Source organism: Chryseobacterium vrystaatense, assembly GCF_000737765.1.
GTDB lineage: Bacteria > Bacteroidota > Bacteroidia > Flavobacteriales > Weeksellaceae > Chryseobacterium > Chryseobacterium vrystaatense.
The window spans coordinates 723,586-739,846 of the sequence record NZ_JPRI01000002.1; the positions used below are offsets into that span (position 1 = coordinate 723,586).

General features: G+C 38.4%; 15 protein-coding genes. All 15 read left to right on the forward strand.

Going from position 1 to position 16,261, the window contains the following annotated elements:
- The 15 genes from IW16_RS08970 to IW16_RS09040 all read left to right on the forward strand — a co-directional run bounded on the left by IW16_RS08970 (nt 1) and on the right by IW16_RS09040 (nt 16,239).
- Entirely contained in the window at nt 1-495 is a 495-nt protein-coding gene (locus tag IW16_RS08970; protein WP_034742369.1) for an NADH-quinone oxidoreductase subunit C, read from the forward strand.
- Between the two features lie 75 nt (nt 496-570).
- Nucleotides 571-1,794, forward strand: coding sequence for an NADH dehydrogenase (quinone) subunit D (nuoD, locus tag IW16_RS08975; protein ID WP_034742372.1), 1,224 nt, complete (start codon nt 571-573; stop codon nt 1,792-1,794).
- 106 nt (nt 1,795-1,900) lie between these two features.
- The gene (locus tag IW16_RS08980) at nt 1,901-2,410 is read left to right on the forward strand and encodes an NADH-quinone oxidoreductase subunit NuoE family protein (RefSeq protein ID WP_034742374.1); all 510 of its coding nucleotides are present in this window, start codon (nt 1,901-1,903) and stop codon (nt 2,408-2,410) included.
- 99 nt (nt 2,411-2,509) lie between these two features.
- Nucleotides 2,510-3,868 (forward strand): NADH-quinone oxidoreductase subunit NuoF, encoded by a 1,359-nt coding sequence (nuoF, locus tag IW16_RS08985; RefSeq protein WP_034742378.1) that lies wholly within the window; start codon nt 2,510-2,512, stop codon nt 3,866-3,868.
- A 10-nt stretch (nt 3,869-3,878) separates the two neighbouring features.
- Nucleotides 3,879-4,769: a hypothetical protein gene (locus tag IW16_RS08990; protein ID WP_034742819.1), complete on the forward strand. Its 891-nt coding sequence runs from the start codon at nt 3,879-3,881 to the stop codon at nt 4,767-4,769.
- A gap of 43 nt (nt 4,770-4,812) precedes the next feature.
- Nucleotides 4,813-5,811 carry a 2Fe-2S iron-sulfur cluster-binding protein gene (locus IW16_RS08995; protein ID WP_034742381.1) on the forward strand — a complete coding sequence of 333 codons (999 nt, stop codon included), beginning with the start codon at nt 4,813-4,815 and terminating at the stop codon, nt 5,809-5,811.
- An 83-nt stretch (nt 5,812-5,894) separates the two neighbouring features.
- Entirely contained in the window at nt 5,895-6,959 is a 1,065-nt protein-coding gene (gene nuoH / locus IW16_RS09000) for an NADH-quinone oxidoreductase subunit NuoH (RefSeq protein WP_034742385.1), read from the forward strand.
- Between the two features lie 112 nt (nt 6,960-7,071).
- Complete coding sequence (locus tag IW16_RS09005) at nt 7,072-7,629, forward strand: NuoI/complex I 23 kDa subunit family protein (protein ID WP_034703566.1); 558 nt, start codon at nt 7,072-7,074, stop codon at nt 7,627-7,629.
- The gene (locus tag IW16_RS09010) at nt 7,629-8,126 is read left to right on the forward strand and encodes an NADH-quinone oxidoreductase subunit J family protein (protein ID WP_034742389.1); all 498 of its coding nucleotides are present in this window, start codon (nt 7,629-7,631) and stop codon (nt 8,124-8,126) included. Before IW16_RS09005 ends, IW16_RS09010 begins: the two co-directional genes overlap by 1 nt.
- A 4-nt stretch (nt 8,127-8,130) precedes the next feature.
- Nucleotides 8,131-8,460: an NADH-quinone oxidoreductase subunit NuoK gene (gene nuoK / locus IW16_RS09015; RefSeq protein WP_034703571.1), complete on the forward strand. Its 330-nt coding sequence runs from the start codon at nt 8,131-8,133 to the stop codon at nt 8,458-8,460.
- A 3-nt stretch (nt 8,461-8,463) separates the two neighbouring features.
- Nucleotides 8,464-10,377 (forward strand): NADH-quinone oxidoreductase subunit L, encoded by a 1,914-nt coding sequence (gene nuoL / locus IW16_RS09020; RefSeq protein WP_034742392.1) that lies wholly within the window; start codon nt 8,464-8,466, stop codon nt 10,375-10,377.
- Nucleotides 10,377-11,870 (forward strand): complex I subunit 4 family protein, encoded by a 1,494-nt coding sequence (locus tag IW16_RS09025; protein WP_034742395.1) that lies wholly within the window; start codon nt 10,377-10,379, stop codon nt 11,868-11,870. The genes nuoL and IW16_RS09025 overlap by 1 nt, the downstream gene beginning before the upstream one ends.
- A 99-nt stretch (nt 11,871-11,969) precedes the next feature.
- The gene (locus tag IW16_RS09030) at nt 11,970-13,355 is read left to right on the forward strand and encodes an NADH-quinone oxidoreductase subunit N (protein WP_034742397.1); all 1,386 of its coding nucleotides are present in this window, start codon (nt 11,970-11,972) and stop codon (nt 13,353-13,355) included.
- A 187-nt stretch (nt 13,356-13,542) separates the two neighbouring features.
- Nucleotides 13,543-13,794, forward strand: coding sequence for a hypothetical protein (locus tag IW16_RS09035; RefSeq protein ID WP_034742401.1), 252 nt, complete (start codon nt 13,543-13,545; stop codon nt 13,792-13,794).
- A 126-nt stretch (nt 13,795-13,920) separates the two neighbouring features.
- Nucleotides 13,921-16,239: a GAF domain-containing protein gene (locus tag IW16_RS09040; protein ID WP_034742404.1), complete on the forward strand. Its 2,319-nt coding sequence runs from the start codon at nt 13,921-13,923 to the stop codon at nt 16,237-16,239.
- Nucleotides 16,240-16,261 lie beyond the last annotated feature (22 nt).

Genomic DNA, 16,261 nt, shown 5'->3' on the forward strand with positions numbered 1-16,261 from the left:
ATGACAAACGAATTTGTATTAGAAGCCATCACAAGAGAATTTCCTGATTCTGTTATTTCAAGTTCAGAACCTTATGGTATGCTGACTATTGAAGTGAAGAAAGAAGATATCAAAAAAATCATTCACTATCTGAGAGATTCATCTTTAGAATTTAATTTCCTTACTGATATCTGCGGGATTCATTACCCTGAATTTCCGGACAAGGAAATCGGTGTAGTCTATCACCTGCACAATATGATGGCCAACTTCAGATTACGTCTGAAGATCTTTATGTCCAGAGAAAATGTTGAAGTGGATTCTCTTGTAGAATTATTTGCCGGAGCCAACTGGATGGAAAGAGAAACGTTTGATTTCTACGGAATTAAATTTAAAGGACATCCTGATCTGAGACCTATCCTGAATATGGAAGATCTCGGATATCATCCAATGCTGAAGGAATACCGCCTTGAGGACGGTACCAGAATGGATAAGAACGACAGCATGTTCGGAAGATAAAAATAATGCAATAAGCAGTAAGCAATAAGCAATTAGCTTAAAGCCTAAAGCCTAGAGCCTAAAGCATTTAAAATTATGAAAGATAACTCATTATCTAATATACTTAACCAGTACGACAGTAAGGAGCAGATTGACGGACAGCTTTATACCCTCAATTTAGGCCCTACCCACCCTGCAACCCATGGAATCTTCCAGAATATCTTAACGATGGACGGAGAAAGGATTCTTCATGCAGAGCAGACCGTAGGATACATCCACAGAGCATTTGAGAAAATTTCCGAAAGAAGAAATTATTCTCAGATCACCACCCTTACTGACCGTATGAATTACTGTTCTGCACCGATCAATAACTTAGGCTGGCACATGACCGTTGAAAAGCTGATCGGTATTGAGGTTCCAAAACGTGTAGACTATATGCGTGTTATTTTGATGGAGCTGGCAAGAATCGGTGACCACCTGATCTGTAACGGAGTAACCGGAATGGATGCAGGAGCTATTACAGGTCTTACCTATATGTTCATCGAAAGAGAGCGTATTTACGATATGTACGAGCAGATCTGCGGAGCGAGAATGACAACGAATATGGGAAGAATCGGAGGTTTTGAAAGAGACTTCACTCCAAAGTTCCATGAATTGTTACAGGATTTTCTAAAGACCTTCCCGGCAAGATTTAAAGAATTCGGTACTTTATTGGAAAGGAACAGAATTTTCATGGACAGAACCATTGGCGCCGGAGCAATCAGTGCGGAAAGAGCATTAAGCTATGGTTTTACAGGTCCTAACTTACGTGCAGCAGGAGTAGATTATGATGTAAGAGTTGCACAGCCTTATTCTTCTTACGAAGATTTTGACTTTATTATTCCGGTAGGAACTGCAGGTGACACCTACGACCGTTTCATGGTCCGTCAGCAGGAAATCTGGGAATCACTTAAAATTATCAAACAAGCATACGAAAATCTTCCTGAAGGACCGTTCCATGCGGATGTTCCGGATTTCTATCTCCCTGAAAAGGCAGATGTTTATCAAAAAATGGAAGCTTTGATCTACCATTTCAAGATCGTAATGGGAGAAACGGATGTGCCTAAAGGAGAAGTTTACCACGCTGTAGAAGGTGGAAACGGGGAATTAGGATTCTATTTGGTAAGCGACGGAGGAAGAAGTCCTTACAGACTTCACTTCAGAAGACCATGCTTCATCTATTACCAGGCATACCCTGAAATGATTACAGGTTCTGTAATTTCAGATGCGATCGTTACGATGTGTAGTATGAATATTATTGCGGGAGAATTAGACGCATAAAAAATAAGATGTCAGACATCAGATAACAGATGTCCGATTCTTTGCTTTATATATAAAATTTAAAATCTGATGTCTGTTATCTGGCATCTGAAATCTCAGATAGAAAATGAGCGAAACAATAGCTTTTAAACCGGAAAGTTTAGCACAGGTACACAAAATTATCGCAAGATATCCTGAGGGAAGACAAAAGTCTGCTCTTCTTCCTGTACTCCACTTAGCACAGAAAGAATTCGGAGGATGGTTAGACGTTCCTGTAATGGATTATGTTGCTGAATTATTAAGTATTAAGCCAATTGAAGTATATGAAGTAGCTACTTTTTATACCATGTTCAATATGAAGCCGGTTGGTAAATATGTTTTGGAAGTATGCAGAACGGGACCTTGTATGGTATGCGGAAGTGAGAAAATCCTTGACCATATCAGAACCAAACTGAACATTAAGGACGGAGAAACTACTGAAGACGGTATGTTTACTTTAAAGCCCGCCGAATGTCTTGGCGCATGCGGATATGCTCCGATGCTTCAGCTTGGAAAGTTCTTTCACGAAAATTTAACAATCGAAAAAGTAGACGAAATCCTTGATCTTTGCAGACAGGGACAAGTGGCTATAGATTAAAATAATTTTAAATTCTGAATTTTAAAGTTTAGAATTTAAACTAACTTAAATATTAATTAATGCAAAAAGCCAAAAGCGGATTGCAATAAGCAAATAAAAATGAGTAAAAAGCTTTTACTTAAAGACGCACATATAGAAGGCATCCGCTACTTTGAAACTTACCGTAAACAGGGAGGTTATACTGCAGCTGAAAAAGCCTTGAAAATGACACCTGACGAAATTCTTGAAGAAGTTAAAGCTTCAGGACTTCGTGGACGTGGTGGAGCAGGATTCCCTACAGGGATGAAATGGAGCTTTCTGGCAAAACCGGAAGGCGTACCAAGACACCTGGTAGTGAATGCCGATGAATCAGAGCCTGGTACATTCAAAGACAGATATCTGATGGAATTTCTTCCTCATTTACTGATCGAAGGAATGCTTATATCTTCTTTCTGCTTAGGTTCCAATGTTTCTTATATCTACATCCGTGGAGAGTATTCATGGATTCCTGATATTTTAGAGGAAGCGATTGAAGAAGCTAAAGCAGCAGGATTTTTAGGTAAAAATATTTTAGGTACCGGTTTCGACTGTGAAATTTATGTTCAGAGAGGAGGAGGAGCTTATATTTGCGGGGAAGAAACTGCATTGCTGGAATCCCTTGAAGGAAAAAGAGGAAATCCAAGGTTGAAACCACCATTCCCTGCTGTAAAAGGACTTTGGGAAAGACCAACGGTAGTTAATAACGTGGAATCTATCGCAGCCATCGTTCCGATCATTGATATTACAGGAGCTGAATATGCTAAAATAGGGGTAGGAAGATCTACAGGAACGAAATTAATTTCTGCCTGTGGGAACATCAATAAACCCGGAGTTTACGAAATAGATATGACGATTACCGTAGAGGAATTCATCTACTCTGATGAGTATTGCGGTGGTATTGCCAACGGGAAAAAATTGAAAGCGTGTATTCCTGGAGGAAGCTCTGTTCCGATTGTTCCTGCTAATTTATTACTGAGAACTGTAAACGGAGAACCAAGATACATGAACTATGAATCATTGGCAGACGGTGGTTTTGCTACCGGAACAATGATGGGTTCAGGAGGTTTCATCGTATTAGATGAAGATCAGTGTGTCGTAGAACATACCATGACTTTAGCGAGATTTTATCATCACGAAAGCTGTGGACAATGTACACCTTGCCGTGAAGGAACGGGATGGATGCATAAGATCTTGAAAAAGATAGAAAAAGGAGAAGGAAAAATGGAAGACATCGACCTTCTTTGGGATATACAGAGAAAAATTGAAGGAAATACTATTTGTCCATTGGGTGATGCAGCGGCCTGGCCTGTTGCAGCAGCCATCCGTCACTTCAGAGACGAGTTTGAATGGCATGTAAAAAATCCTGAATTGTCTCAGACACAGAATTATGGATTGGCACATTATGCAGATCCAATTCCTGCAGTTGAAAAAAATGCTTAGACAAATTAAAATGAAGAAGTTATTAGTTGTTGGATTAGTTATCTCAAATTTTGTGTTTGCACAGAGAACTAAAAATGATACTTTACAATATGATGCTGATTATTTACCAACTGTAGGTCCGGCTCCAATTAAGAAGAAAGAAAAGCCTTTACCACTAAGCAAAAAAGGTCAGATGTTTATTTTTTACGGATGGAACAGAGGTGCTTTCAGTAATTCTGATATCCATTTCACAGGAAACGGTTACGATTTTCAGCTGAATAATGTACAGGCAAGAGATAAACCTACCAAATTCGGAATCGTTTATATCGATCCAAGCTGGTTTACCGTAACACAGTATAACTTCAGACTGGGATATTTTATAAAAGATAATCTTGCACTTGTTTTAGGGATAGATCATATGAAATATGTGATGAAGCAGGACCAGACGGCTGATTTTTCAGGAACTATTTCAGATCCAAAATATGCAGGAATGGTACAGAACGGACAGGTTAATTTAGCAGATAGCCAGTTCCTTACTTTTGAGCATACAGACGGACTTAATTATGAAAACTTAGGTCTTGAGAAATATAAAAATCTTATTCATAAAAAAAATATAGATTTAGTATGGTCTTACGGAGCAGGAATCGGGGTGATGTTTCCTAAAAGTAATATCAAGCTTTTTGGAAATGAAAGAAGCGACCGTTTTCACGTTGCAGGTATGGGAACCGACCTTAGAACCAGTCTTAACATGGTTTTCTGGAAAAACTGGATGATCAGAGTAGAAGGCAAAGCGGGATATATTAATATGTGGGATATTAAAACTACATTAAATAATAAACCGGATAAAGCTCGTCAGGATTTTGTTTTCGGGCAGGTCCTTGCAGGTGTCGGGTATACATTTAACACGAAGAAGTATAATTAAAATATAGCTTAACGCCTTAAAAGCATAAGCGAAAGCATAGAATATGAGCGAAGAGGTTAAAAAATTCAAAATAACTATAGACGGACAGACTACTGAAGTTTTGCCTGGGACTTCTATTTTGGAAGCTGCCAGACAAATTGGTGGAAGATCTGTACCTCCTGCAATGTGCTATTACAGCAAATTGGAAACCAGTGGAGGGAGATGTAGAACTTGCTTAGTCGAAGTTTCGAAAGGATCGGAAGCAGATCCGCGCCCTATGCCTAAATTAGTTGCTAGTTGCAGAACTAATGTAATGGACGGCATGGAAGTGAAAAATCTTTCTTCTGAAAAAGCTCAGGAAGGCAGAAAAGCAGTTACCGAATTCTTATTGGTAAACCACCCTCTGGACTGCCCTGTCTGCGACCAGGCTGGTGAATGTCACCTTCAGGATCTTGGATACGAGCACGGAAACCTTGAGACAAGAACAGAATTTGAAAGAAATACATACGAAGCAGACGATCTTGGTCCGAATATCAAGTTGAATATGAACCGTTGTATTCTTTGTGCAAGATGTGTACTGACTGCCAATCAGCTTACTGATTCAAGAGAACACGGAATTCTTTTCAGAGGAGATCACGCTGAAATTTCCACTTATTTAAATAAAGCTTTAGACAATGACTTCATCGGAAACATTATTGATGTTTGCCCGGTAGGAGCATTAACAGACAGAACATCACGTTTTGCAAGCAGAGTTTGGTTTACAAAGCCGATGAATGCTACTTGTAAATGTGATAAATGTTCAGGAAAAGCGACTGTTTGGATGAAAGGAGATGAAATCGTAAGAGTCACTGCCAGAAAAGACCAGTGGGGCGAAGTGGAAGAATTCATCTGTGATACCTGTCGTTTCGAAAGAAAAGAACTGTCTGACTGGAATATTGAAGGACCTAGACATATCGACAGACATTCAGTAATTTCACTGAACCACTACGAAAAACCAAAGGATGAGCTAAGAGTTTTAGACAATCCTATGGCGAAAGAAATCAGTGAAAAAGACGAAAAATAATTTTAATAAGATATCAGATTTCAGACATTAGACAACAGACTTTCTAATTTCTAACCTCTCTATCTAACATCTATAAAAATAAAATGGATTTACTAACATTTAAACTTATACTTGTATTAGCACTTTTCCTGCTATCTTTGACGATAGCGGCCTACTCTACCTGGGCAGAAAGAAAAGTTGCCTCTATCATGCAGGATAGAATTGGTCCCAACAGAGCCGGACCTTTCGGATTACTGCAGCCTCTGGCCGATGGTGGAAAGTTTTTCTTTAAGGAAGATTTTACCCCTGCCAATGCCGAAAAATTTCTTTTCGTATTGGGACCGGCTTTGGTAATGTTTATTTCATTGATCACAGGAGCAGTTATTCCTTGGGGTAAAAGTTTAAATATTGGAGGGACTTCTTTTGATCTGCAGGTAGCCAACATTGACGTTGGAGTACTGTTTATCATCGGTATGGCTTCCATCGGTGTATACGGAATTATGATCGGAGGTTGGGCTTCGAATAACAAATATTCGTTATTAGGTGCTATCCGTGCTTCTTCACAGATGATTTCTTATGAATTGGCGATGGGATTAGCATTACTTTCTATCATCATGATGACAGGAAGTTTGGATTTAAAAGAAATTACAGAAAGCCAGACAGGTGGAAAACTATGGGGAGTAATTCCATGGGTTTCCGGTATGAACTGGAACATTTTCTACCAGCCTATTGCGTTCCTTGTATTCTTTGTAGCTGCTTTGGCTGAAACCAACAGACACCCTTTCGATTTACCCGAGTGTGAATCTGAATTGGTAACAGGATATTCTACAGAATATTCTTCCATGAAACTGGGACTTTATATGTTCGGAGAATATGTGAACATGTTTATCTCCAATGCTTTCATGGTCGTTCTTTTCTTCGGTGGTTACAACTATCCGGGAATTGAATGGGTAACTCAGAACTGGGGCGAAAATGCTGCAGGAATTTTGAGCGTTGTAGCATTCTTAACAAAAACGGTAATCGGAATTCTGATCTTTATGTGGATCAGATGGACGCTTCCAAGATTTAGATATGACCAATTGATGCACTTAGGATGGAAAACTCTTATCCCAATGGCATTAGTAAACCTATTGATTACAGGTGCTGTAATCTTAGCATTTGCCAACTAGAATAATTTGAAAATGAGATGATGTGATGATGTGATAATATGGTGATGCGGGAAATAAATACCCACTTCCATCTTCTAACATCTAACGTCTAACATCTAACATCTATAATTAAATGAAACTTACAAACAGATCAAAAGTTGTTTCCAACAAAGAAATGACCCTTGCTGAAAAAATCTACCTTCCTGCTATTTTTACCGGGATGGGGATTACATTTAAGCATGCTGTAAGAACCGTGATAAAAGGTGCTCCGGCAGTATATTCATATCCGGAAGTACAGAAACCCAGAACTACCATCTGGAGAGGTCAGCACGTTCTGAAAAGAGACGAAGAAGGCAGAGAAAGATGTACAGCCTGTGGACTTTGTGCCGTAGCCTGTCCTGCAGAAGCCATCACCATGACGGCTTCAGAGAGAACGAAGGAGGAAAAAGGTCTTTACAGAGAAGAAAAATATGCATCAGTATATGAAATCAATATGCTGAGATGTATTTTCTGTGGGATGTGTGAAGAGGCCTGTCCTAAATCTGCTATTTATCTTACAGACAGATTGGTGGATGTAGAAACCAACAGAGGATCTTTCATCTATGGAAAAGATAAATTGGTGGAAAAAATAAATGAAAGGATTGATATTACGACAAGACAATCCGAGAAACAAAAAAATGCGGTAAAATAATGGATCAGTTTTTATTTTTCTTGGTGGCGTTTTTAGCAGTAGCAAGTGCAGTGTATTTTGTATTTTCAAAAAACCCGCTCTATGCTATTTTGTCATTAATTGTTACGATGTTTTCTATTGCGGGAATGTACATTCTTCTGAATGCCCAATTCCTTGCGATTATTCAGATTATAGTATACGCAGGAGCGATCATGGTATTATTCCTTTACATACTGATGATGCTTAACCTTAATAAACAAGACGAAAGTAAGAAGAACAATACTTTAAAATTTGTTGGAGTTTTTACAGCCGGTCTTTTATTAATTGGAGTTTTAGGCGTATTCAGAGGTGTTCAGGACAATCACATTGTTGTTGAAAATGTAGACAAGGGTGTGGGTCTTACTAAAAATCTGGGCAGACTTTTGTTTAATCAATATGTTTTACCGTTTGAGCTTGCATCCATCCTAATTTTGGCAGGTATTGTAGGTGCGGTATTAATCGGTAAAAAAGATTTATAAAATTATGGGAGAAGTAAATACATTTATACAAAGCGTCCCTCTTAACTATTTCATCATTCTGTCTTCAGTATTATTCTGTCTTGGAGTGTTGGGAGTATTGTTGAGAAAAAACGCTATTGTTATTTTGGGCTGTGTAGAGCTTATGCTGAATTCTGTAAACCTTTTATTGGCTGCTTTTTCAGCGTATAAGGGAAACGGAGACGGACAGCTTTTAGTTTTCTTCATTATGGTGGTAGCCGCCGCTGAAGTAGCGGTAGGTTTGGCAATTATTGCTATGCTATATAGAAATACCCGTTCTGTAGATGTAAGTATATTTAATAAATTAAGAGGATAAGGAATGGAGAATTTAGTGTATGCAATAGTACTTTTACCACTTTTAGGGTTTCTTATTAACGGTTTATTCGGAAAAAATCTTCCAAAAATATTCGTAGGCTCTCTGGCTACGGCAATGGTTTTCGGATCTTTCTGTATCGCTGTAAGTCTTTTCATGAAATTTGATTCTGAAAGCCAGCCTGTGATCGTAAAAGCTTTTGAGTGGTTTACAGTAAACGGAATTCAGATTAACGTCGGATTCCAGATTGATCAGCTTTCATTAATGATGGTGATGATCATTACAGGGATCGGTTCTCTGATCCATTTATATTCTATCGGATATATGAGCCACGATAAAGGTTTCTATAAGTTCTTTACTTATCTGAATCTTTTCATCTTCTCGATGTTACTTTTAGTAATGGGAAGCAACTACCTCATCCTGTTTATCGGATGGGAAGGTGTAGGGCTTTGTTCTTATCTGTTGATCGGATTCTGGTATACCAACGAAGAATACGGTAAGGCAGCAAGAAAAGCTTTCATTATGAACAGAATCGGTGACCTTGCTTTACTGATCGGAATCTTTATGATCGCTGCTCAGACTAATGCAGTAGATTACCTTACTGTAGCACAGAACTCTTCAAAATTTGAATTAGACGGAACTGTAATTATCTTTATTACGGCCAGTTTATTTATCGGTGCTACCGGTAAATCGGCTCAGGTTCCTTTATATACATGGTTACCGGATGCAATGGCCGGTCCTACTCCGGTTTCAGCGTTGATCCACGCGGCAACGATGGTAACAGCAGGTATTTACTTAGTGGTAAGATCAAACTTCTTATTTACTTTGGCGCCTACAGTTCAGGGAGGAATTTTATTCATCGGATTCTTAACTGCTGCTTTGGCTGGATTCTATGCACTTCGTCAGAACGACATCAAAAAGGTATTGGCTTACTCTACCGTTTCACAGCTTGGATTTATGTTCATCGCTTTGGGATTGGGAGCTTATACAACAGCGATGTTCCACGTAATGACGCATGCATTCTTTAAGGCATTGCTATTCTTAGGGGCAGGTTCTGTGATCCATGCGATGAGCAACGAACAGGATATGCGTTTTATGGGAGGTCTGAAAAAATACATCCCTCTTACCCACGCAACTTTCCTTATCGGAACATTGGCGATCTCAGGTTTTCCTCTCCTTTCAGGGATGATCTCCAAAGACGAAATTCTAGTAGCAGCATTTGCTAAAAATCCAATCTATTGGGTGATCTTATTTGTATTGGCGGCAATGACTGCAACGTATATGTTCAGACTGTATTATCTGACGTTCCATGGAGAATTCAGAGGAACTGAAGATCAGAAACATCACTTACACGAAAGCCCATCCAGCATGACGCTTCCGTTGATTGTTCTGGCTATCCTTTCTGTGCTGGGAGGTTTCATTAACCTTCCACACTTTATCGGACATGGCCATTATGCCAAGCTTATGGAATGGCTTAAACCTGTTCTTACCGAGCAAAGCTATAACCAGATGGAAGCAACCCTTTCGGGAGTTCCTTTTGGTACTGAAATGATACTATTGGCAGCTACAGTGCTTATGTTCTTCTCCGTATGGTTTGTTGTAAAAAACACCTATGTGAAAAAGAAAAAAATGGCACTTGCAGAAGAAAACTATACCGGATGGGAAAAGCTTTCTGCTAAAAAACTATATGTAGACGAACTTTACAATGCATTGATTGTAAAAACTGTTGAAGGATTAGGACGCGGAGGAAAGATGTTTGATAAAGGGATCTTAGACCGTTTTGTGGACTTCGTAGGCGAAGGAGCTGAAGACAGCGGAAAAGCGATGAAGCGTATCCAGAACGGAAATGTAGAGACTTATATCCTTATCATGTCTTTAGCAGTGGGAATTATACTGATTGTTAACTTTATATTACAATAATGTCTGGTTTATTATTAACATTATTACTATTACCTCTAGTAGGTTCGGGATTAGTTTTTGCATGGAAAAATAAATCCAGCAAATATTTGGCGCTAGGAATTGCATTGATCCAAATGCTTATTACTTTCTACATCGCAGCGGAATTTGATTTTAATCCGACGGTAGACAGTGTTTTGCAGCACGAGATCAATTATCCCTGGTCACAGTTCATCAAAAGTTCTCTTCATTTCGGGATTGACGGAATGAGTTTACTGCTTTTGCTGTTGACCAATATTCTTACGCCAATCATTATTTTATCTTCCTTTAATGAAAATGTAAACTATAGAAATACATTCTACGGTCTGATTTTGCTGATGCAGTTCGGTCTTGTGGGAGTGTTTACTTCTTTAGACGGATTATTATTCTACATTTTCTGGGAAGTAACCTTGATTCCAATCTGGTTCATTGCCGGACTTTGGGGCCAGGAAAATAAAAGATTTGAATTCACTACGAAATTCTTTGTATATACATTCGTGGGATCATTATTTATGTTAGCCGGATTGATCTATGTGTACAACCACTCTGCATCATTCGCTTTAACTGATCTATACAATGCTCAGCTTAATGAAGCACAACAGACGGTGGTATTCTGGTTTATCTTCTTTGCATTTGCGGTGAAGCTACCGGTATTCCCTTTCCATACATGGCAGCCGGATACGTATACCTACTCTCCTACTCAGGGATCCATGCTTTTATCAGGGATCATGCTGAAGATGGCGATATATGGTGTCATCCGTTATCTCCTTCCGATCACTCCACTTCCTATTGCCGGAATTTCGGGACAGATCGTTATTATTCTTGCTATTGTAGGAATTGTTCATGGAGCACTTATTGCGATTATCCAAACAGATATGAAGCGAATCATAGCGTATTCTTCTTTCTCTCACGTTGGATTAATGGTAGCGGGTATTTTCTCTTCTGCCGTGATTACTTTAAGAGGAACATTCAATATTGAAGGTGCTGAAGGTGCATTGGTACAGACTTTTGCCCATGGTATCAACGTAGTGGGATTATTCTACTGTTGTGATATTTTATACAAGAGATTTAAATCAAGAGACATCAGACAAATGGGAGGTTTAGCGAAAGTGGCTCCTAAATTTGCCGTGTTATTCCTGATCATTATATTAGGTTCAATGGGAGTTCCATTAACTAATGGATTCATCGGAGAATTTATTTTGTTAAAATCTGTATATGACTTTAACGGACTGGCTGCAGTGATCGCAGGTCTTACGGTAATTCTTTGTGCTGTTTATTTATTGAGATTCTACGGAAAAGCAATGTTTGGTGAAGGAGACGAAGCCGTTTTAAGTACAGCAAAAGATTTGTCCGCTGTGGAATTCTCGGTATTGGCAAGTTTAGCCGTTTTCGTTATCGTGCTTGGGATTTTCCCTCAGCCGGTAATCGATATGGTGAATAGTTCGCTGACGTTTATCTACACAGCGATGGCTAATTAGAAGATTAAAAGATTTAAAAATTAAAAAATTAAGAGATTAAGAAATGGGAAATAAGAAGTTTTGTCTCAGATCTCGTGTCTCACATCTCAAATCTATATTATGAGTGTTTTAATTATTGTTTTCCTAACGGCAGTTGTTGCGTTATTTTCAGGAGTTTTTGAACAAGGAAAATTCGCAAGATACATTGGGATTTTAGGATTGATCATCGCATTATATGTAAGTTTCTTACCTGAATGTGCTTTCTTCGAAAAGTACAGACACATGTATGAATATACTGCCAATACTGCACTGTTCACCAAAATATCTATTGTAACAACCTTATTGTTATTCTTTCTTGGAGGTTTTGCGTTCAGCAACCACAGAAGCCACCAGTCGGAATTATATGCACTGATGCTTTTTGCATTATGCGGAGGGATCGTCCTTTTCGGATTCCAGAATCTGGTAACCCTTTTCTTAGGGGTAGAGATTCTTTCCATCCCATTATATGTAATGGCAGGTGCCAACAAAACTGATTTAAGATCAAACGAAGCTTCGATCAAATATTTCCTGATGGGTGCTTTCGCGACAGGTTTCTTACTTTTCGGTATTGCATTTATCTACGGAAGCAGCGGAAGCTTTGACTTGTATAAAATACAGGATTTTGGAGTTAAAAATCCACAGGATGTCATGTTCATTTTAGGTGTTCTGCTTATTCTTTGTGCACTGGCATTCAAAGTAGCCTTAGCTCCTTTCCATATGTGGAGCCCTGATGTATATGCAGGCTCTCCTTCACTGATTACGGCATTCATGGCAAGTGTTGTAAAGATCTCAGGATTCTTTGCTTTATTCAGATTAATGACCATTGGATTTGGTGGAGTTACTGAACACTGGATTAATGTTTTCGGAGTATTCCTGATCATTACATTACTTTTGGCAAACGTTATGGGTCTTGCCCAGACCAATGCGAAAAGAATGCTGGCTTACTCTTCCGTATCTCATGCTGGATATATCGGATTGGTATTCTTCGGAATGACCAGCCTTTCTACTTATAACCTGGCATTCTATTTATTCGCTTACGCATTATCTACAGTAGGAGTTTTTATGTGCCTTATTTATGTAGAAAAATTAAAGAGAGAAACTTCTTTCGGAGCTTTCAAAGGATTGGCAAAAACAGAACCTCTATTGGCTACAGCAGCAGCGATCTCTATGCTTTCAATGGCAGGAGTTCCTTTAACTGCCGGATTCATGGGGAAATTTGCTTTGTTCTCTCAGGCGATGAATTCTAAACATGGAGTTTTCTTGGTATTGGTAGCCGTTCTGGGTTCTGCAGTATCTATTGCTTATTATCTGAGACTGATCATTTCAATGTTCTTCTTTAAAGATTCTACATTCAAATCTTCAGAAAAGGTAACCCTTACCTACAATATCGTAGCCATATTTGTTATTGCATCTATTATTGCATTGGGTGTTTTCCCTGATCTGTTTGCAAGACAGTTTGGATTGTAAGATCTCAATTATAAAATATACGGAAGCACAACCTTGGGTTGTGCTTTTTTTATACCCGACGACAAAGGCAATTAAAATAATAAACCTTTTGGGATATAAAATTCATTCACCTGGAAAGAGCCATAAATCCTTAATTTTCACTTAAAGATCCACCGAAAATAGCTACATTTGAATAACATTCATCACCATGAAAAAAATTCTTATTACACTGTTTACTTCTTTATGTATTGCTGCCATTGTTTTTTATGTAAGCAAAAACCAGACAGATATCAAAAATTACAGCATGCTGATAGCAGCTCTTGCAATCATATTCACAGTTCCGCTTATGAAATTTCTCTTTCCTGTTACCAGAGAACTAAAGATCGGAACAGCAGACTTTTATCCTAATCTTTTTCGCAAAACTGCAGATTTTTTTAAAAATAAAAGAGGTAGCAGATAATGCTCTATGTATTTGCGGATATTGTTTAAGAAAAATAAACAAAGCTGAGATAAAAGGTCATTTTTACCAATCTGAAGGTCAGTTGGAAGTGGTGTTTTTTTCATAACTTTACTTAAATTTCAGCTCTTGACCAATCTTTACAAAAAAGACTCACCCTTTCAGGTTTATATCTCATTCAAAAAATATTTGGATGTACTGGAACATATCCGATACAATGACCGTTTGGAGTATCGTGTCAACTATGCTGAATCTCTCATCGAGAGAACCAAAAACTTCCAGGAACTGAAAGATGGTTTTGAGGATACTACTCTTCTCGAAAAACATAAAGACCTTATCAGACTTATTCTTGCAGATCTTTTTCCTACAGGTCTTACCAACAATGAGATCAAAGCAGCCAGTATCCCGCTCTCTAACATCACTTTTAATTATACGGAAAGATTTAAAGATATTCTTAAGGACGCAGGAAAGGATTTTGAAATAGAACTGAGAAATATTGACGATAACGAATTTTATGTATTCTGCTGTTGTCTCATCCTCCAAAGTTATTTTAAAAAAGATATTAAAAGCACCATTCCGCTTTATTATGATATCCCAAACAAAATGGGAATCATGAAACATTATAAAATCACGGTCAATTCTGATTTTACGGATGTTTACCCTACAGAACATGCAAAGATTCCTTCTGATGATGTACTGGATATGCTTTTGGAAAACCTGGATGATTTTCAGTTGTGGAAAAAATATTTCCCTTCGAAATCGTGGGTGCTGAAAGGATTTGCCATCATTTCTCTGGTAGACTGTACAACAGAAGTTGCTTTATCTGACCTCAAATCGAGCATGATCGAAATCGATCCGGAAGATCTGAGCCCCAACGAAAATCTTGTCGAAATCTTCAAATCTTACTTCGACGTTCCGCAACTTAACTTCGGACTGATGCTGTTCGACAAAAAAGATCAGAAACTCGGAAGGCTGCCTATCTACGAAAATGTTTTTACCCATCATGTTCTGGATTTCTGGATTAATGCCTTTGATGAAGAAACCCGTAAGTATACATTCAATAATTTAAATCATAATTCCAAACCGATTGTCATATCCAATGTTGCCAATCTGGATGACAATATCAAGGCACTTCCCTCATTCAGTATTTTAAGGGATAACAACATCAACAGCTTTATGGTGATTCCCATCATGAAGGACAACGAACTTCTGGCCATCATGGAATTCACATCTCCCATGGCGAACAGTTTCAATGGATTGAAGCTGAAAAAAATGGAATTTTTCACCGATATGATTCTTTTCTCCCTGAACAGATTCAGCTTTGAGAAAAACTATCAGATAGAAGCCATTATCCAGCGAGAATACACATCCATCCACGACAGTGTGGTATGGAAATTCAGGAATGAGGCAGAGAAATATTTCAATGCTTCACTGGGTAAAAAAATGTATACGCTTAAACAAATCTCCTTTAAAAATCTAACCCCTCTTTTTGGGTTTTCTGATATCCGTTCTTCTTCAGAAAAACGTTTTAATCTGATGCTGGAAGACCTCAACCAACAGCTTGACAGTCTCCATGAGATTTTCATGATGATTAATTCTGATTCCGAGAAATACCTTCTTGCCCTGGAGGTTTTTGAAAACGAACTGAACAATGAGATCAAAGCCGATACAGAGCAACGACTGCAGAGACTTCTGAGAGAAGAAGTTCACCCTTACCTGCAGGGAAAACTTGAACTGAAAACAGACCGTGAGATCAAAACTAAGATCAAGGATTATTTTATCCAGGTCTTTACGCAAACCGATCTTTTCTATGCCAATAGAAAAAGCCTTGACGAATCCATAACATTGGTAAACAGGAAACTGGCTGATATGCTGGATGAAAGTCAGGTCAAAGCACAGCAGATATTCCCTCATTACTATGAAAGATTTAAATCTGATGGTGTAGAGCATAACCTTTATATCGGCCACAATATTGCACCTGACCTCAATTATACGTCAAAAGATGTCAACAAACTAAGGTACTGGCAGCTGAAAACCATGTGCAATATGGAAAGGGAATTTCACAATTTCAAAAGAGATCTTCCGATCCGGTTGGATATTGCCTCGCTTATTTTTGTATACAATGAAAAGATTGACATCCGATTCAGAATGGATGAGAAGCGTTTCGATGTGGATGGTGCTTACAACTCGTATTACGAAATCATAAAAAAACGTCTGGACAAGGCCCACGTTAAAGATTCATCAGAAAGAATTACCTGTCCCGGAAAAATAACGATCGTGTATTTCGGAATGGAAAATCAGAAAGAGTACCTGGAATATATCAATAAACTTCAGAAAAAAGGAATTCTTCAAAACGATGTAGAGTTTCTAAAAGTTGAAGACCTACAGGGAATTACGGGATTACTGGCATTGAGAATTTCTTTGACCAATTCAGCAGTAGAGGATTAAATCCACCCTGATTTATCATTTC